This is a genomic window from Dactylosporangium salmoneum (assembly GCF_039532525.1).
Classification (GTDB): Bacteria; Actinomycetota; Actinomycetes; order Mycobacteriales; family Micromonosporaceae; genus Dactylosporangium; species Dactylosporangium salmoneum.
The window spans coordinates 39,402-56,299 of record NZ_BAAARV010000079.1 but is presented as its reverse complement, the minus strand read 5'-3'; the positions used below and the strand labels follow the sequence as shown (position 1 = coordinate 56,299).

General features: G+C 71.1%; 16 protein-coding genes. 5 read left to right on the top strand and 11 right to left on the bottom strand.

The genetic code is table 11. The features are described from left to right. Window positions 1-15: 15 nt before the first annotated feature. The 8 genes from ABD352_RS40415 to ABD352_RS40380 all read right to left on the bottom strand — a co-directional run bounded on the left by ABD352_RS40415 (window position 16) and on the right by ABD352_RS40380 (window position 5,878). Window positions 16-1,245 carry a hypothetical protein gene (locus tag ABD352_RS40415; RefSeq protein ID WP_344617870.1) on the bottom strand — a complete coding sequence of 410 codons (1,230 nt, stop codon included), beginning with the start codon at window positions 1,243-1,245 and terminating at the stop codon, window positions 16-18. A gap of 8 nt (window positions 1,246-1,253) precedes the next feature. Beyond that, a complete protein-coding gene (locus tag ABD352_RS40410) occupies window positions 1,254-1,913 on the bottom strand; it encodes a SigE family RNA polymerase sigma factor (protein ID WP_344617869.1) in 660 nt (219 codons plus the stop codon). An 85-nt stretch (window positions 1,914-1,998) separates the two neighbouring features. Further along, window positions 1,999-2,955 carry a PH domain-containing protein gene (locus tag ABD352_RS40405; RefSeq protein WP_344617868.1) on the bottom strand — a complete coding sequence of 319 codons (957 nt, stop codon included), beginning with the start codon at window positions 2,953-2,955 and terminating at the stop codon, window positions 1,999-2,001. A 6-nt stretch (window positions 2,956-2,961) separates the two neighbouring features. Further along, the gene (locus ABD352_RS40400) at window positions 2,962-3,153 is read right to left on the bottom strand and encodes a hypothetical protein (RefSeq protein ID WP_344617916.1); all 192 of its coding nucleotides are present in this window, start codon (window positions 3,151-3,153) and stop codon (window positions 2,962-2,964) included. Between the two features lie 97 nt (window positions 3,154-3,250). Continuing rightward, window positions 3,251-3,931 (bottom strand): DUF6758 family protein, encoded by a 681-nt coding sequence (locus ABD352_RS40395; RefSeq protein ID WP_344617867.1) that lies wholly within the window; start codon window positions 3,929-3,931, stop codon window positions 3,251-3,253. 19 nt (window positions 3,932-3,950) lie between these two features. Beyond that, window positions 3,951-4,580 (bottom strand): TrmH family RNA methyltransferase, encoded by a 630-nt coding sequence (locus tag ABD352_RS40390; RefSeq protein WP_344617866.1) that lies wholly within the window; start codon window positions 4,578-4,580, stop codon window positions 3,951-3,953. Between the two features lie 12 nt (window positions 4,581-4,592). Continuing rightward, window positions 4,593-5,447, bottom strand: a complete 855-nt coding sequence (locus ABD352_RS40385) for an MFS transporter permease (protein ID WP_344617865.1) — start codon at window positions 5,445-5,447, stop codon at window positions 4,593-4,595. Next, the gene (locus ABD352_RS40380; protein ID WP_344617864.1) at window positions 5,444-5,878 is read right to left on the bottom strand and encodes a hypothetical protein; all 435 of its coding nucleotides are present in this window, start codon (window positions 5,876-5,878) and stop codon (window positions 5,444-5,446) included. The genes ABD352_RS40385 and ABD352_RS40380 overlap by 4 nt, the downstream gene beginning before the upstream one ends. 285 nt (window positions 5,879-6,163) lie before the next feature. Here ABD352_RS40380 and ABD352_RS40375 point away from each other — a divergent pair, with 285 nt between their 5' ends. From ABD352_RS40375 to ABD352_RS40365, 3 genes are all read left to right on the top strand, one after another. Further along, window positions 6,164-6,658 (top strand): MaoC family dehydratase, encoded by a 495-nt coding sequence (locus ABD352_RS40375; RefSeq protein WP_344617863.1) that lies wholly within the window; start codon window positions 6,164-6,166, stop codon window positions 6,656-6,658. A gap of 30 nt (window positions 6,659-6,688) precedes the next feature. After that, a complete protein-coding gene (locus ABD352_RS40370) occupies window positions 6,689-7,453 on the top strand; it encodes a DUF695 domain-containing protein (protein WP_344617862.1) in 765 nt (254 codons plus the stop codon). Between the two features lie 564 nt (window positions 7,454-8,017). Continuing rightward, complete coding sequence (locus ABD352_RS40365; RefSeq protein ID WP_344617861.1) at window positions 8,018-8,518, top strand: hypothetical protein; 501 nt, start codon at window positions 8,018-8,020, stop codon at window positions 8,516-8,518. 317 nt (window positions 8,519-8,835) lie between these two features. On the opposite strand, the gene ABD352_RS40360 is transcribed toward ABD352_RS40365, so the two are convergent. Together ABD352_RS40360 and trxA are read right to left on the bottom strand one after the other, a co-directional pair. Then, window positions 8,836-10,800 carry an intein-containing Rv2578c family radical SAM protein gene (locus ABD352_RS40360; RefSeq protein WP_344617860.1) on the bottom strand — a complete coding sequence of 655 codons (1,965 nt, stop codon included), beginning with the start codon at window positions 10,798-10,800 and terminating at the stop codon, window positions 8,836-8,838. Window positions 10,801-10,861: 61 nt separating this feature from the next. Next, window positions 10,862-11,245 carry a thioredoxin gene (gene trxA, locus ABD352_RS40355; RefSeq protein ID WP_344617859.1) on the bottom strand — a complete coding sequence of 128 codons (384 nt, stop codon included), beginning with the start codon at window positions 11,243-11,245 and terminating at the stop codon, window positions 10,862-10,864. Between the two features lie 105 nt (window positions 11,246-11,350). On the opposite strand from trxA, the gene ABD352_RS40350 reads away from it, so the two are divergent. Together ABD352_RS40350 and ABD352_RS40345 are read left to right on the top strand one after the other, a co-directional pair. Next, window positions 11,351-11,737 carry a thiol-disulfide oxidoreductase DCC family protein gene (locus ABD352_RS40350; RefSeq protein WP_344617858.1) on the top strand — a complete coding sequence of 129 codons (387 nt, stop codon included), beginning with the start codon at window positions 11,351-11,353 and terminating at the stop codon, window positions 11,735-11,737. A gap of 321 nt (window positions 11,738-12,058) precedes the next feature. Continuing rightward, on the top strand, window positions 12,059-14,854 hold the full coding sequence (locus ABD352_RS40345) for a glycoside hydrolase family 9 protein (protein WP_344617857.1): 2,796 nt from the start codon (window positions 12,059-12,061) through the stop codon (window positions 14,852-14,854). On the opposite strand, the gene ABD352_RS40340 is transcribed toward ABD352_RS40345, so the two are convergent. After that, on the bottom strand, window positions 14,803-16,878 hold the full coding sequence (locus ABD352_RS40340) for a hypothetical protein (protein ID WP_344617856.1): 2,076 nt from the start codon (window positions 16,876-16,878) through the stop codon (window positions 14,803-14,805). The genes ABD352_RS40345 and ABD352_RS40340 overlap by 52 nt on opposite strands. Window positions 16,879-16,898 lie beyond the last annotated feature (20 nt).

The window sequence follows — 16,898 nt, the reverse complement described above, 5'->3', positions numbered from 1 at the left end:
TCAGCCTATAGAGCGCTACTGGCCCTCGAGAGGCTCGATCAGGACGACCTGGTCGCTCTCCTGGCCCGAGTCCTGGTCCAGCGGCTCGGGGTCGGAGCCCCCGTCGGTCGGATTGAGCTTCAGGAACTTCTTGCCGTTGTCCACGACGAACGTGGTGGCGTTGAGCCAGACGGTCTTCGTGGTGACCGTGAGGTTCCAGAGCTTGGGCTTGGCTCCGGTGAACACCGCGGCGAGGTCCAGCATGGCCACCTGCTTGAGCCCTGCGACGGGATAGGCCAGCCACCGGCCGTCCGGTGAGATCCGGCCGCCGAGCTTGGCCGCCGCCGGCAGCCCGCAGATCTTGTTCTGGATCGTGAACGGCTGCCCGAACTTCAGCAGGGCCAGGCACATCGGGGTGTCGCGGCCGACCGCGGTCACCTCGGCGTAGACGCCGGAGTTGTCGGCCGTGCCGCCGAAGACCCGCACCACGGTGTTGTCCCACGACGGGTCGTACTTCCGCTCGGTGTGCCAGACATCGAAGCCCTTGTCGCCGTTGCTCATGACCAGGTTCGTGCCGACGAAGGCGACCGGCTGGGTGTCCTGGGGGACGTCCGCGGTGACGTTCTTGGTGATCTTCTTGGTCTCGTCCCTCTTGCCGTCGCCCGCGGCGCGGCTGCCGACGTTCATCTTGCCCTGCTCGGCCCAGGCGACGGTCTTGCCGTCCTTGGCCACGGCGATGTCGGCGGCATTGTCGACCAGCACCTGCTGCTGGTCCGAGTCGTCCTGCAGGAGTAGCTGCTTGTCGCCGTCCGGCTGGGTGTTGACCACCAGGTAGCCGTCCCTGGCCTGGTAGGCGGCGGTGACGGTGCTGGCCGCCGGCAGTTGCAGCCGGACCCGGGTGGCCGCCTGGGCGCTCGGGCCGATCGCCTCGACCTCATGCATTCCCGTCGGCGTGGGTGAGGAGAGGGTGACCGTCCCGGCCGACGGGCGCTGCTCGGTGTGCGGCCGCTCGATCGAGCTGCCCGCCTGGGGCTGGCCGGCCGGGCCGCCCGCGGTCAGGGTGTGCAGCACCGCCACGGAGGCGGCGGCGAAGGCGACGAACCCGGACAGCCCGGTGACCGCGGTGCGCCGCCGCCGACGGACCCGAATGGCCCCGGCTATGGCGGCGTCGGCGGCCCCGTGCAGCGCTGACACCGACCCCGGCGGGGGGCTGCCCGCCTTGGCCGCGAACGTCGCGCGGAGCTCGTCTTCCAGCATGTTCGTCACGTCCCCAGTCAGACTTCCACCGGCTCTTCGACCATGGCGTGCGTGATGGTCTCCGTGGGTAGAAGCGCCTCAGCCTCGTCAAAAGGTTGTTCCGGCTCCGCTGGGGGCGGGTCGGGGGCTTTTTCCCGCGTCGCCGCGGGGGTCTTCGGTGGGGTCGGCGGCCGGACGCCCTCGGCCGACAGCCGCTCCCGGAGGGTGGCCAGGGCGCGCGAGGTCTGGCTCTTGACGGTGCCGACGGACACGCCCAGCAGCCGGGCGGTCTCGGCCTCGGACTGGTCCTCGTAGTACCGCAGGACGAGCACGGCCCGCTGGCGGTTGGGCAGCGCGCGCACGTGCCGCCACATGGCGTCGCGCTCGAGGCTCTCCTCCAGCTGGTCGGCGGCCGCCCCCTCGGGCAGCACCTCGGTGGGGCGCTCGCCGTGCCAGCGGCGCCGCCACCAACTGGTGGACGTGTTGACGAGCACGCGGCGGGCGTACGGCTCGACGGCCTCGATGTGGCCGAGCCGCTTCCAGGCCAGGAAGGTCTTGGTCAGCGCGATCTGGAGCAGGTCCTCGGCGGTCGCCCAGTCGCCGGCCAGCAGGTAGGCGGTGCGCAGCAGCGCCTTTGAGCGCAGCGCGACGAACTCCCGGAAGTCTTCCTCGCGGAACCCTGCTGCGTCGTCCGGCACGCCGCCCCCTCCCCCTCCGCCCACGTACGAAGACGCCATGAGGGGCCCCGCGGGTTGCACCCGGGCCGGATTTCTCAGCTAACTCTCAGGTTCCGTCGTCCTCGGCGCCGGCCGCGCGGCCGAGGCGCGCCTCGACGGCCTCCGGCTCGTACATCTCCTCGACGATCCGCAGGTAGAGCTCGTTCGGGTTGGGCAGGTTGCGGATATTGCGAAGGGCCTGGTCCTGGCCCGCCGACTCGAGCTCGAAATGCCCGTATCCGAACATGCGACCCGTCAATGACTGCACGTATTTCATGTCGGTCACCCGCAGCAGCGGCATCATCGCCACATTGCGCGTGAAGATGCCCGACACGACCATGACCCGCTTGTTGGTGAGAATGAAGCGGTCGTACCACCAATCGGCGACCCGCCACGCGCACCACAGGATCACGACGGCCCAGATGACCAGCACCGCAGTGCGCAACTGGGTCTGATTGTGCTTGGTCAGCCAGCCCGCGATATAGCCCATCGCGATCGTCGCGAAGATCGCGATCAGGCCCTCTTTCGCCAGCTGAATCCAGTGCCGCTTCCACTCGCCCCGGAACTTCTCGGTGGGGAACAGATAGCGGGCCGCGTGCCGGCTGGCCTCGTCCTCCAGGGGCGCCATGCGGCTGCCCGGCGGCACCGAGGGGCCGGCGTCGCCGCCCTGCAGCCGGGCGAACTCGTCCTGCGAGAACGTCGGCGGGGCGTCGCTGTACTGCCGGCCGGAGGCGCCGCGCGCATACGAGCCGTCGGTGAGCGGGTCGGCGTACGCCTCGGACGCGTAGTCGTCACCGTCCGTGGTGTAACTGGCCGACGAGCTCGACGCCGGGATGGCGTAGTCGGACGGCCCGGCGTAGTCGGCCGGGTCGCTGAAGTCGCCCGCGTCGTCGTGCGACGGGTAGGCGTCCGAGAGCGGCTCGGGACGTGACTCCGGCCGGGCGCGGGGAATCGGCTCCGTGTCCCGGTCCTGGTTACGGCGGAGATTCGGGTCGTCCTCGGGGGGCTCGGCGCCGGTGGTCATGGGACGTCAGGCAACCAGGCTGGAGAAGAAGTCGCCGAATCCGGTGGCGATGTCCATGATGCCGCCGCCTAGGGACTTGAACACCTGGGCGGCCGACTGTGGCCGATATGCCACGAAGAAAATGAGGAAGGCAATGCTTCCCCAGGTGAGGACCTTTTTGACCATTGCCGTCAATCCCCTCCCCGTGACGTTGCGCACCAACGCCCCGGCCAACTCAGCGTATCAGCTGCGCGGCTCTGGGTGCAGTTGTGCCGCGCCGAGCATCGACTCGGACCTTGATCCTAGTCGCGGCTGTCTACGCCTTGCCGTGAAGATAGGGCGACGGCGCGCCGTACACGAGATGGGTTGGCACGTCATCGGACAGATCGTGCAGATCGAGCCCTTCTTCGAGGAGGTATCCGGCGGCCGCGGGCCAGGTCACCACGTACAGCCACATGCCGGCCGCCTCGCCGATGTAGGCGCACCGGTCCTCGGGGGTCTTCGCCATCCACAGTGGGGTCGGCCAGCCGGCGGTCCGGACCTTGGCGTGCGCGGTGGTGGTGGCGAGGTCGCCGTCGAAGAACGGCCCCGGGTCGGTGCCCGGGATGCCGGCGAAGCGGGTGCCGAGCCCGACCCCGGGCTCCTCCGCGACGATCACGCAGTCGGCCGGCCCGTGCTCGACCGGCCCCGGCCCGCTGCAGGCGAGCACGGTGGCCCGCACGCCCGAGCGCTCGTCGCCGACCCACCCGACGCCGGTGACCGTCCAGCCGCTGGGCAGCGGCCACGGGCACCACAGCGGCGTCGGCCGCTGCGCGCCCACCCGTTGCGCGGCGGAGACGAGCCGGGCTCTGGCCGCCTCGACGATCTCGGCCCCGATGTGCTGCGCGACGTGCAACGGCAGAACCCCGCCGTCGGTGTCACAGCGCCACTCGGAGTGCATGAGGTCCGGCGGTCGCACCGGACCACCACAGCGGGGACAGCTGACTGCGACGCCCATATACCCACGGTAAGGCCGGTCAGGGGTTTGCGACCCCGTACTGGCGAATCCAAGCATGCATGGCGATGCCGCTGGCCACCCCGGCGTTGATCGAGCGGGTCGAGCCGAACTGGGCGATCGAGTACACCGAGGCACAGGCCAGCCGGGCGGGTTCTGACAGGCCAGGGCCCTCCTGGCCGAAGAGGAACGCGCACCGCTCGGGCAGCACGGCGAGCTCCAGCGGCCGCGCGCCGGGCAGGTTGTCGATGCCGATCAGCGGCAGGTCGTGCCGCCGGGTCCAGTCCAGGAAGGCCTCGACATCGGGATGGTGGCGGATGTGTTGGTAGCGGTCCGTCACCATGGCGCCCCGCCGGTTCCAGCGTCGCCGCCCGACGATGTGCACCTCGGCGGCCAGGAACGCGTTGGCGGTCCGCACGACCGTGCCGATGTTCAGGTCGTGCCGCCAGTTCTCCACCGCCACGTGGAACGGGTGCCGGCGGGTGTCGAGGTCGGCCACGATCGCGTCGAGCCGCCAGTAGCGGTACCGGTCCACGACGTTGCGGCGGTCGCCCTCGGCGAGCAGCTGCGGGTCGTAGTGCTCCCCGGCCGGCCAGGGGCCCTCCCACGGGCCGACTCCGACCTCGATCTCGATCTCGGGTTCTGTTTCCACAGGTTCCACAGGTCAGACTTCCGCTGCGGCCGGCTCGAGCACGGCCGGGGTCGTCCGGTCGCGGCGCAGCCAGCGGATCGGGGTGACCTTCTCCAGGGGCAGGAACGCCGCCATGGCGATCTGGTGCGGGATGAAGGAGATCGTGATGAGGCTGAACGTCAGCAGGTGGAAGACGTAGAAGCCGGCCACGATGAGGTAGCGCCACTTGGGCTTCACGAAGAAGACGACCGGGCTGAAGATCTCGAAGGCCACGATGCCGAACTGCGAGGCCGTGGTGAAGTACGGGACCTTCAGCAGCCACTGGGCCAGCATCGTGCCGCGGCGGATGAAGGACCGCGTCAGGGTGGCGCCGGTCAGCCAGGCCAGGCCGCCGTAGCGCAGCTTGGCGATGGAGGCCAGGAAGTACGTCGCGATGACGGCGACCTGCGTGGCCCGCAGTGCGAAGCCGCCCGCCTCCGACGGGGTCTGGTCGCCGTGGCGGGCCTTGCCGGCGGTGGGCAGCACGGCCAGGGCGACCAGGATGGCGTACCGGTCGTGGTCGATCTTCCCGTAGCTCATCGCGATGATCATCCACTCGAAGTAGAGGGCGAACACCGTCCAGCCGAGCAGGCGATGGGCCCTTCCCGTGGCGGCCAGCAGCGAGAGCGGGATGAGCGCGTAGTAGATCGAGTTGACCAGCAGGTGGGTCGGGGTCGGCAGGTGCAGCAGACGGCCGACGACCAGCGGCTGGTACAGGTTGCCCGGCAGGTTGCCGTGGCTCTTGATCCAGGCGCTGAAGAAAACCAGGTCCAGCGGGACGAAGAGGTACAGCAGCGTCCGGAAGGCGGCGACGCGCGCCTTCGGGACGGGGGCGAACAGCCATTTCACGGGCGGTACCTCGCCAGCACGACCTCGGTGATCTCGCCCGTCGGCTGGGCGTGGCGCAGGTGGTGCTGGACCTCGACGATGTCGACCTCCACGAGCGGGGGCTTGCCCGGGTTGCGCTGGGCGTATGCCTCCCGGACCGAGCGCAGCAGGGACGGGTCGGCCTTGAAGCGCTCGATCTGGGCCTCGATCTCGGCCCGCCGCACGCCCGCGTTGCGCTCGTCGAGCTCCAGGCGGCGGCCCGTGGTGTCGATGCCGTCGGTGCGCAGGACCAGAACCGGCTCGTTCGGGTTGTCGGCGGTGGAGAACATCCGGAACGGCGCGAAGGGGAACACCGAGTCGTCGGCGAAGAAGGTGCCGGCCAGCGTCAAAGCGGCCACGACCAGCGCCGCCGCGACCCGCAGCACGCGCCCCCGAGTGGTCAACCGTTCCATCGGCGCCAGACTTTACCGTACGGCAACAATATCACTCTCCGTAGTGAGACTCCCGTCACACTGCGTAGTGGCGACACTCAATATCTCAGGAATGTGACGCGCGTCTCTATACGGAGCGTTGCGATGGTGCCGGTAGCGGTACCAAGATACTCAACACAAAGCGTGGGCGGCGGGCGCCATTGAGCCCCGCCGCTCGCTGCGTTTTGTCACAGTTATCCTCATCCCTCTTACGAGCCCCCCTTTCGGCCCGGCATGCTGCCCAGACACCTGACAGAGGGGGCGAAGATGCAGTTCGGCCGGTACTTCGAGGAGTTCGAGGTCGGGGCGGTCTACCGCCACTGGCCAGGCAAGACGGTCACCGAGTCCGACGACCACCTGTTCTGCCTGCTGACCATGAACCATCACCCGCTGCACCTCGACGCGCACTACGCGGAGACGTCGACGCAGTTCGGCCGCAACGTGGTGGTCGGCAACTACATCTACTCGATCCTGCTCGGCATGTCCGTGCCCGACGTCTCGGGCAAGGCCATCGCCAACCTCGAGGTCGAGTCGCTGCGCCACACTGCCCCGACCTTCCACGGCGACACCATCTACGGCGAGACGGTCGTGCTGGACAAGCGCGAGTCGGAGTCGAAGGACGACCGCGGCGTCGTGACCGTGGAGACCAAGGGCTACAAGCAGGACGGCACCCTCGTGTGCGTGTTCAAGCGCCGCGTGATGGTGCCGAAGAAGTCGCACGCCGGCCCGGAAACGCCGAGTTTTCCCGTGCCGAAATCGTGAGAACCTAGGCGACGCGTCAAGGAGGACGGCGTGGGTTGGCTCCGCAGGCTGCTGGGTCGGGAACAGGCTTGGGTCGAGCGCTGGGCGGTGTACCCGGGCGAGGTCGGCGGCCGGCTCGCGATGTACAACATCGACCTCGGCGCTGTCGAGGCCGCCCCGGTGGCGAGGTTCCCCCAGCGGTACGACGTCGAGTTCGCCTACACCGGGGACGGGGCCAGCGGCATGCCGGCCGCCGACGAGCTGTCCTCCATTCACGCTCTGGATGCCGCGGTACGGCAGGTGCTCCGCTCCGCCGGCGGGGCCCTCGTCGGCCGCAGGCTGTCCGACCGTGCCGGGCGGATCACCGGGTACCTGCCGGCCGAGGCCACCCCGCCCCCGCTCCCGCAGGTCGACGGCCTGGCCCCGACCGTGGCGGTGGCCTCGGACCCGGGCTGGACCCGGGTGCGCGAGGAGCTCACGCCCGACGCCTGGCAGCGCAACATCATGGACGACAACCAGGTGGTCCAGGAGCTCGAGGCGCACGGCGACCGGCTGAACCTGCCGCGGGCGGTGGAGTTCCTCGCCTACTTCCCGGACCCGGACCGGGCCGAGGCGTCGGCCCAGGATCTGCGCGGGGACGGCTTCGCGGTCACGGTGGAGCGCGGTGACGAGGGAGACTTCGTGCTGCAGGCCATCCGCCGGGACTCGGTCGAGCCGCCGGCCGTGCACGAGGTGACCTGGAAGGTGCGCGGCATCGTGGAGGGCCACGACGGCATCTATGACGGCTGGGGCTGCATGGTCCAGACCGGCGCCTGACCCGCTCGATCGATAGCCGCGAAAGCGATAAGTCGGGCGCTCCGCGCCACGACTTATCGGATTTATACCCCGCCAGGATAAAAATCCGAAATGTCGCGGCGGGGTGCTGTGCCCGACATTTCGGGCAAACGCCCTAGTTCGCCAAGGCTCGCCGGGGCCGGGTCGGTGTGACCGGCCGGGCTGGAGTTCGGGCAAACGCCCTGGTTCGGCAGGGCTCGCGGCGGCCGGGTCGCGGTGGCTGCCGGGCTGGAGTTCGGGCAAACGCCCTGGTTCGGCAGGGCTCGCGGCGGCCGGGTCGCGGTGGCTGCCGGGCTGGAGTTCGGGCAAACGGCCTAGTTCGGTAGGGGCTCGCGGCGGCCTGGTCGGCGTGGCTGGCCGAGCTGGATTTCGGGCGAACGCCCTGGTTCGCCACGGCCTGGTCGGCGCGGCTGGCCGGGTTGGTGCCGGAGGTTCGGGTGAGCCGTCCGAGCCGCGGGCGAGTCCGAGCCGGGCAGGTCGGGAAAGAGCGCTGAAAGCCCGCGATAAGCCGAAATTTCGGCATACGCTCGGCGGTGGGAGGTTGCCATGCCGAGCCAACCCGCATCCGGCCCGTCCGGCCGTCCGGCCGTAGGGGTGGACCTGCCGCTGCGGCGGCCGGAGTGGGATCTGCTCGTCAGGTTGCCCCGCAGCGTGCTCGTCGCGGCCTGCGCCGGGGATGATCGCGTGGACGCCGTCGCCGGGGTCGAGGCCATCGCCGCGGGGCAGCGGTCCCGGGCGTTGCTCGTGCGCGGGGTGGTGGCGGCCATCTTCGCCGAGCAGTTGACCGACAACGACATCGACGCCACGAGTGCCCGACCGGCCGCCGTGCTCGCCGACTGCGGCTATGCCGTGCGGCTGCTGGTCGAGCGCCTCGGCCCGGACGTCGCCCTCGCCTACGGCGAGTGGCTGATGGACATTGCGGCCAGCGTCGGCCGGACCGCCTGGGAGCCCGGGCACATCCGGCTCGGCGGCGTGGAGATCCCGCTGGCGGAGCGGCGCTTCGTCAACGGCATCGCCCGGGAGCTGGCGCGCGCCCTGCACCGCTGAGCGGGACCCGGCGCCATGAGCGCCGGTCGGGTGGGCTGGTTCAGCCTTCTCACCCGACCGGCCTCCAACCGCAGCCGGTAACAACAGGGACCGGCGCGCTGCCGGTCGGCCGTCAACTACACCCCGGTCACACCAGCGTCAGTTGCTCAGGTGAGCGAGACCCGGCGAGCCAACGAGGGTGGCCTCCGATCGCGCCCGGGTTGCTCGGGTGGGCGGGGTCCGGCGCGCCAACGAGGGTGGCCTCCGGTCGCGCCCCGGGTTGCTCGGGTGGGCGGGGTCCGGCGCGCCAACGAGGGTGGCCTCCGATCGCGCCCCGGTCACAGCAGTGTCAGTTGCTCGGGCTCGGCCGGGGGCTCCACGGGGTCCGGGATGCGAGTGGTGCCGATGCCGCCCGTGGGCATGCCGTGGCGCCGCGCGGCCAGCCGGACCCGCGCCGTGACCTCCCGCTGGTAGGGCTGCGGCGCGTAGGACCCCGTGGCGTAGAGATCCCGGTAGCGCTGCACCAGGCCCGGGTGCTCGCGGGTCAGCCACGCGCGGTACCACTGGCGAGCGCCGTGGCGCAGGTGCAGCACCAACGGGACGATGCTCGTCGCCCCCGCGGCGGCCAGTGCGGCGACGGTGGCGTCGATGGACTCCTCCGTGTCGGTCAGGCCCGGGAGGATGGGGGCCATCAGGACGCCCACCTCGAAGCCGGCGTCGGTCAGGCGGCGGATGGTCTCCAGGCGGCGCAGCGGGCTCGGGGTGCCGGGCTCGACCGAGCGCCACAGTCGCTCGTCGACGAAGCCGACCGACATGGACAGGCCCACCGTCGTGACCGAGGCGGCCTCGCGCAGGAGGTCCAGGTCGCGGGCGATCAGGGTGCCCTTGGTGAGGATCGAGAACGGGTTGGCGTGGTCGCGCAGGGCGGCCAGGATGTCGCGCATCAGGCGGTAGCGGCCCTCGGCGCGCTGGTAGCAGTCGACGTTGGTGCCCATGGCGAGGTGGGCGCCGGACCAGGAGCGGGCGGAGAGCTCGCGGCGCAGGACCTCGCCCGCGTTGACCTTGACGACGATCTGGGAGTCGAAGTCGTGGCCGGCGTCGAGGTCGAGGTAGGTGTGGGTGCGGCGGGCGAAGCAGTTGTGGCTGACCACGCCGTTGGCGATGAAGTCGCCGGTGCCGGTGGTGATGTCGAACATCGGCAGGTCGACGCCCAGCGGCTCGACCGACGCCACGCGCAGGGCGTCGTCGCCGCGGACCAGGTCGCCGGTCACGGCGAACGGCGGGCTGGTGGCGCCGAAGGCCAGGGCGAAGCGGACGCGCTCGCGGGGGCCGCCCAGGACCCGCACGCCGGTCAGGTCGCCGTAGGCGTGCTCGAGCTCGGCCGCGAAGCCGGCGACGGCCAGGCACTCCACCAGCCAGTCGACGACGACCTTGTCGATGACGTCGAAGCGGGGCAGGCCGGCCGCGACGGAGCCGGTGGCGTCGTAGAGGCCGGCGACGAAGCCCAGCCGCCAGGCGCGCGAGGGGGTCTCGGGCCAGTCGAGCACGGCGCTGGCGTCGCGGACGCTCGCCCCGGAGAACTCGCGGCCCTCGGTGGCCAGCGCGTGCAGGCCGCCGAGGCTCTGCGCATACAGCGCGGCCCGCGCAGAGGACACGGGCGCCGCGTGGCCGTCGCCGTTGATGAAGCCGCACAGGTAGCCGCGGCGGTACAAGGGCGAGTCCAGGGGCGGCGGGGCCGGCAGGGCGCCGAATCCGGCCAGGCGGTTGGCGGTGGTGAGGTGGGGGCGGCGGCTGCGGCCGTGCCGGGTGCCGGTCACGTGCTTCCAGCCGCGGTCGGTGAGGAAGCGGTGCTCGCCCGAGGCGACCAGCGTGGTGCCGTCGGCGAGGGTGACCCGGTAGGCCGGCTTGACCGTCGACCAGTGCGCGAGCACCCGGGTGGTCGTGTAGCGGCGCAGGCGCCCGTCGCGCACGGTGCCGACGATCTCGTCGCCCACCCGGAGCTCGGCCAGCGGGCGGGTGGTGCCGTCGGCCATCAGGATCGCGGTGTCGCCGGTCAGGCAGTAGACGCAGGCGTGCGAGCAGCCGCGATAGGGGTTCAGCGTCCACTGGAAGGGCACCCGGGAGGCGCCCGGGACCCGGTTGATCATCGACTTGGCGTGCACCTCGTAGAAGGTGACGCCGCGGAACTCCGGGGTGTCGAAGGTTCGCACGACTGCCCCGGGCAGCGCGAGTGGCAGGACTCGCGGCTGCCCGGTGTCGCCGGTGCCAGGACCGCCAGTCGCCTTGAGGTTGTCCCAACGCACGGGTTCATTCGAACACGCGTACGAACGGATTTCAAGGAAACGCGGCGGGGACTACGCCGGGTTACGCGCTGACTTCACCCTGGGCCGCCTGCGCCTCGGCGACCTTGGCCTTGACGTCGACCATGTCGATGTCGCGGGCCTGCTGGATCAGGGACTCCAGGGCCTGCTGGGGCAGCGCGCCGGGCTCGGAGTACAGCGCCACGCCGTCCCGCACGATCATCAGCGTCGGGATCGAGCGGATGTTGAACTCCGCCGCCAGCGCCTGCTCGGCCTCGGTGTCGACCTTGCCGAACACGATGTCGGGGTTGTCCTCGGACACCCGCTCGTAGATCGGCGCAAACATCCGGCACGGGCCGCACCAGGACGCCCAGAAGTCGACGAGGGTGATGCCCTCGCCACCGATCTTCTCGGCGAAGTTCTCCGCGGTCAGCTCTACGGTTGCCATGCTTTCAGCTCCGATCCTCATGGCGTCGCATCAGGTATGCACCGTCATAACCACATACCCCTTACGGGCATTCCCACTCCCCGGACGTGCGGGATGATAGGGAACGTGGAACGCCCGACCTTCGTGTTCGACGGTGACTGTGCCTTCTGTTCATCATGCGCCCGCTTCATCGAGCGGCGCATCCGGCCCGCCGCGGAGGTCGTGGCGTGGCAGTTCACCGACCTCGACGAGTTGGGGCTCACCGAGGAGCAGGTGAGCTCCGCCGTGTACTACGTGGCGCCCGGCCGCAGCACCGGCGGCCCGGTCGCGATCGCCGACATGTTGCGCACCGCCGGATGGCCGTGGCGCGCCGCCGGGTCCTTCCTGGGCCTGCGCCCGATCACCGCGATGGCCTGGCCGGTGTACCGCTGGGTCGCCAAGAACAGGCACCGCATGCCCGGCGGCACGGCCGCCTGCGCCCTCCCGCCCAACCACCCGGCCCGCGCGAAGTAGCCAGGCCCGCGGGAAGCAGCCCAATCGCCAGGCCCGCGCGAAGTAGCCAACTACCCCGCCCGCGCGAATTAGCCAACCGCCAGGCCCGCGGGAGGCAGCCCAATCGCCAGACCCGCGGGAAGTAGCCAACTACCCCGCCCGCGCGAAGTAGCCAACCGCCAGGCCCGCGGGAAGCAGCCCAATCGCCAGGCCCGCGCGAAGTGGCAGAGTGCAACTTTCAGACCCCCACCTGGGCCAACACCGCCAAGGCGTCGATGTTCCTGTAACAAACCCTCCCGCGACGGGTTCAATCCCAGCACGCCGCCGCAGGGAGGGAAGTCGATGCGTAAAAGGATTCTGAGCGCCGTCGTGGCCGTGGGGGTCGCGGCCGCCTCGGCGCTCGCCATAGCCGTGCAACAGCCCGCTGCCCATGCCGCCACGACGTTCAACTACGCCGAGGCGCTGCAGAAGTCGATCTGGTTCTACGAGGCCCAGCAGTCCGGCCCGAAGCCGTCCTGGAGCCGGGTGAGCTGGCGGGGCAACTCGGCCATGACCGACGGCCAGGACGCCGGGCTCGACCTGACCGGGGGCTGGTTCGACGCGGGCGACCACGTCAAGTTCGGCTTCCCGATGGCCTTCTCCACCACCATGCTGGCCTGGGGCGCGGTCGACTACCGCGACGCCTACACGAAGTCGGGCCAGCTGTCGTACCTGCTGAACAACCTGAAGTTCGTCAACGACTACCTGCTCAAGGCGAACCCGGCCCCCAACGTCCTCTACGGGCAGGTCGGCACCGGCACGACGGACCACGCCTGGTGGGGTCCGGCCGAGGTGATGCCGATGGCCCGCCCGTCGTACAAGATCGACGCCAGCTGCGGCGGGTCGGACCTGGCCGGCGAGACCGCCGCCGCCATGGCCGCCTCCTCGATCGTGCTGCGCCCGACCGACCCGGCCTACGCCGACACCCTGCTCGCGCACGCCAAGCAGCTGTACTCCTTCGCCGACACGGTCCGCAAGAAGTACTCCGACTGCATCACCGACGCCGCGAGCTACTACAACTCGTGGAGCGGCTACAACGACGAGCTGGTCTGGGGCGCGATCTGGCTCTACCGGGCCACCAACGACGCCTCCTACCTGGCCAAGGCCGAGGCGGGCTACGACAACCTCAGCAACGAGAACCAGACCACGACGAAGTCCTACAAGTGGACGATCGCCTGGGACGACAAGTCCTACGGCTGCTACGTGCTGCTGGCCAGGCTCACCGGCAAGCAGCGCTACGTCGATGACGCCAACCGCTGGCTGGACTACTGGACCGTGGGCGTCAACGGCCAGAAGGTGCCCACGTCCCCGGGCGGCGAGGCCGTCCTCGACAGCTGGGGATCGCTGCGGTACGCCGCCAACACCTCCTTCGTCGCGCTGCTCTACAGCGACTGGCTCACCGACGCGACCCGCAAGGCGCGATACCACGACTTCGGCGTCCGGCAGATCAACTACATCCTCGGCGACAACCCCCGCAGCTCCAGCTACATGATCGGCTTCGGGGCCAACCCGCCGAAGAACCCGCACCACCGCACCGCGCACGGCTCGTGGACGGACAACATCCAGGAACCGGCCCAGTCCCGGCACACGCTCTACGGCGCCCTGGTCGGCGGCCCGTCCGCGCCCAACGACGCGTACACCGACAGCCGCCAGGACTACGTGATGAACGAGGTCGCCACGGACTACAACGCCGGCTTCACCGGCGCGCTGGCCCGCATGTACAGCGAGTACGGCGGCACCCCGCTGGCGGGCTTCCCGGGCACCGAGACCCCGGACGGGCCCGAGATGTACATCGAGTCCTCGATCAACGCCTCCGGCCCGGGCTTCACCGAGGTCAAGGCGCTGGTCTACAACAAGTCGGCCTGGCCCGCCCGGGCGCTGACCCAGGGCTCGTTCCGCTACTACTTCACCCTCGACGGCGCCACCACGCCGAGCCAGATCACCCTGACCAGCGCCTACAACCAGTGCTCGGCCCCGACCGGCCCGACCCTGGTCAGCGGCAGCACCTACTACGTCACGGTGAGCTGCGCCGGGCAGACGATCGCGCCCGCCGGGCAGTCCGCGTGGCGGCGCGAGGTGCAGTTCCGCATCGCCTCGGCCGGCACCTGGGACCCGTCCAACGACTGGTCGCTGCCGGCCGGCACCACCCAAGCGGCCAACAGCCACATGACGCTCTTCGACGGCGCGACCAAGGTCTGGGGCGACGCGCCGGGCTCCGGCCCGGTCGACACCACTCCGCCGAGCGCGCCCGGGAAGCCGGCGTTCACCAACGTCACCGCGACCGGAGTCACCGCGACGTGGGCCGCGTCCACGGACAACGTCGGGGTGACGGGCTACAACGTGTACAACGGCAGCACCCTCGTGGGCTCCAGCGCGACGACGTCGCTGGCGATCACCGGGCTGACCCCGTCGACCGCGTACTCGTTCACGGTCGTCGCGCTCGACGCCGCCGGCAACGCCTCGGCCGCCTCGCCGGCCGGGACGGTCACCACCTCGGCGCAGACCGGGGACGTGACCCCGCCGAGCAAGCCGGGCACGCCGGTCGCCTCGGGGATCACCTCCAGCGGGGTGACCCTCTCCTGGGCCGCGTCCACGGACAACGTCGGGGTGACGGGCTACAACGTGTACAACGGCAGCACCCTTGTCGGCTCCAGCGCGACGACGTCGCTGGCGATCACCGGGCTGACCGCGAGCACCGCGTACCAGTTCGCGGTGCGGGCCAAGGACGCCGCCGGGAACCTCTCGGTGCTCTCCGACCCGGTGTCGGTGACCACGACGGGCGGCACCACCGGGGCGTCGTGCACGGCGACGTACAAGGTCACGAACCAGTGGGGCGACGGCTTCAACGGCGAGGTGACGGTCGTCAACACCGGCACCACGTCGCTGACCGGCTGGACCGTGACGTTCACCTTCCCCGGCAACCAGAAGGTCACCAACGGCTGGTCCGGGGTGTGGACCCAGTCGGGCGCCGCGGTGACGGTGAAGAACGCCGACTGGAACGGGACCCTGGCCCCGTCCGCGTCGGTCGCCCCCGGGTTCAGCGCGAGCTACTCGGGCACCAACACGTCGCCCGCCACGCTCACCTGCGCCGCCCGTTGAGCGGGCGGACGTAGGCGATAGATCACGATGTCGCCGGCGGACCAGGCGCAGGTCGCCTGGTCCGCCAGGCGCGGGGACTCGCGGCCCTGCGCCCGGTCCACCAGGATCCAGCGGACCCGCTGGTCCCACAGCCACCGCAGGCGCTGCGCCGTCGGCTCGTAGACGGCCAGGTCGTTGGCGGCCAGCCGGGCCGGGTCCCAGTAGTCCGGTGCCGGGCCGATCCGGCGCCGGGCGGTCTGCTCGCGGGTCGACTCGGGGGAGTAGCCCCAGCTGCCGAGCAGCACCCGGCGCTCCGAGAAGGCCGCGATCCAGTACGTCAGGCTCTGCCCGGCCTGCGCGCCGGAGCCGATCCGGTGCACGTTGGTGGCCACGTACTCATCCGGCGAGCTGTGCGCGCGCAGCCACCGCGCGCCGGCCGCCTGGTCGGGGGTGACCCGCACGTGGTAGGCCGAGCCGAGGTTGGCGTGGTGCGCGGCGTCGTAGGGCAGCGCGGCGCCGCCGGCGAACAGCACCACCACCAGGGCGGCGGCCCGCCGGCGCGTGGCCAGGAACGCCAGCGCGACAGCGAGGACCAGCGCGGCGAACAGGTACACCGGGAACACCGCGTCCCAGGGGTAGTGCACATGCGGTACCGATGCGACGAAGGCGAACGCCGAGAGCGCTGCGGCCGCCGGGAGGCCCGCGCGCAGGGCTCGCCGCGAGACGACCCGGGCCAGCCCGTCGGCGGACAGGATCGCGCCGAAGGGCCACCCGGCGATGGCGAAGAAGTGCTGGCCCCAGGCGTTGTGCCAGAGCAGCGCGGCGCCGGCGAACCCGGCCAGCGCGGCGCCGGCCAGCATCCGCTCGACCGGACCCCACGCGCGCGGCGGGAAGACGGCACCGGCCAGCCGGGCGCCCATCGCGAGCCCGTAGGCGCCGAGGCCCACGGCGATCACCGCGGGGCGGCCGTGCGCGAAGTCGGCCATGATGCCGAACGGGGACCAGGCCAGGCCACCGCCGCCGGTGCCGTAGAGCAGCGCGACGGCCAGCGCGAACACGCCGAGGAGCACGGCGGCCGGGCGCCAGGCGCGGCGGGGACCCGCGCACAGCAGGCCGGCCAGCGCGACCGGCAGCACCGTCGACTTGGCCCCGGCCACGCCCACGGCCAGCACGGTCAGCAGGAGCCAGGTCCGGCGCGTGTGCCCGCGCCGCAGGATCTGGGCCAGCACCGCGATCAGGGGCATGGACAAGGCCGAGGCGTACAGCACGGAGCGGCTCGACCAGGAGTAGTACGCCGTGATCGAGCCGAAGAACGCGGGCGCCCGGCCCGGCAGGAGCGTCTCGCCGACGGTGTAGGTGAGCGCCGCGGCGACCGGGCCCGCCCAGGCGCGGCCGGTGACCCGCCAGGCGGCCACGGCCAGCAGCACGACCGCGAGCACGGCGAGGGCCGGGAGGTCCAGCCGGAACCACAGCACCGGCAGGTCGACGCCGCTCAGGCGGGCGGCCGAGGCCAGGTGCGCGTAGGCGAACCAGTGGTAGGGCAGCGGCTCGGCGCCGAGGTCGGGCACCGCGAGCGGGAAGTGGTGCTCGAGGTCGGCGGCGACGGCCAGCAGGTTGAGCTGGTCGATCATGTACTCGTGCGGCCCGTCGACCGGCACCGGCGGGTTGGCCCGGATGAAGGCCTTGGCGAGGTACCCGACGAACCCCACCGCGACGGCCGCCACCGCCCACGACCAGCCCCTCGCCGGCCGGTGCGGATAGTGCGGCGTCCTGAGGTGGCGGCGCAGCAGGACGACCGCCACCACGGGCCAGACCAGGAGCACGGGCCGCAGCAGCGTCTCGGCGACGAGCCCGGTCGCGGTGCCGAACGCCAGGTCTTCCACGAGGCTGTGCGGATCGCGGCGCAGTGCCCGGTAGACGAGGGTCCCCGGGAGGACGACGTAGAAAACGACATAAGCGGCGTACCGCACTATGTCCGAAATATCGGTCCCAGCGATCCAGGCGACCACCGCGGCGACGACGAGCGCGGGCAACCACCGGGTCACGCCCGGTTGAACGCGGGCGA

Excerpts from the sequence above, each read along its gene's own strand:
- ABD352_RS40405 (WP_344617868.1), bottom strand. The coding sequence starts at position 2,955 with ATGACCACCGGCGCCGAGCCCCCCGAGGACGACCCGAATCTCCGCCGT.
- ABD352_RS40395 (WP_344617867.1), bottom strand. The coding sequence starts at position 3,931 with ATGGGCGTCGCAGTCAGCTGTCCCCGCTGTGGTGGTCCGGTGCGACCG.
- ABD352_RS40380 (WP_344617864.1), bottom strand. The coding sequence starts at position 5,878 with ATGGAACGGTTGACCACTCGGGGGCGCGTGCTGCGGGTCGCGGCGGCG.
- ABD352_RS40375 (WP_344617863.1), top strand. The coding sequence starts at position 6,164 with ATGCAGTTCGGCCGGTACTTCGAGGAGTTCGAGGTCGGGGCGGTCTAC.
- ABD352_RS40365 (WP_344617861.1), top strand. The coding sequence starts at position 8,018 with ATGCCGAGCCAACCCGCATCCGGCCCGTCCGGCCGTCCGGCCGTAGGG.
- trxA (WP_344617859.1), bottom strand. The coding sequence starts at position 11,245 with ATGGCAACCGTAGAGCTGACCGCGGAGAACTTCGCCGAGAAGATCGGT.
- ABD352_RS40345 (WP_344617857.1), top strand. The coding sequence starts at position 12,059 with ATGCGTAAAAGGATTCTGAGCGCCGTCGTGGCCGTGGGGGTCGCGGCC.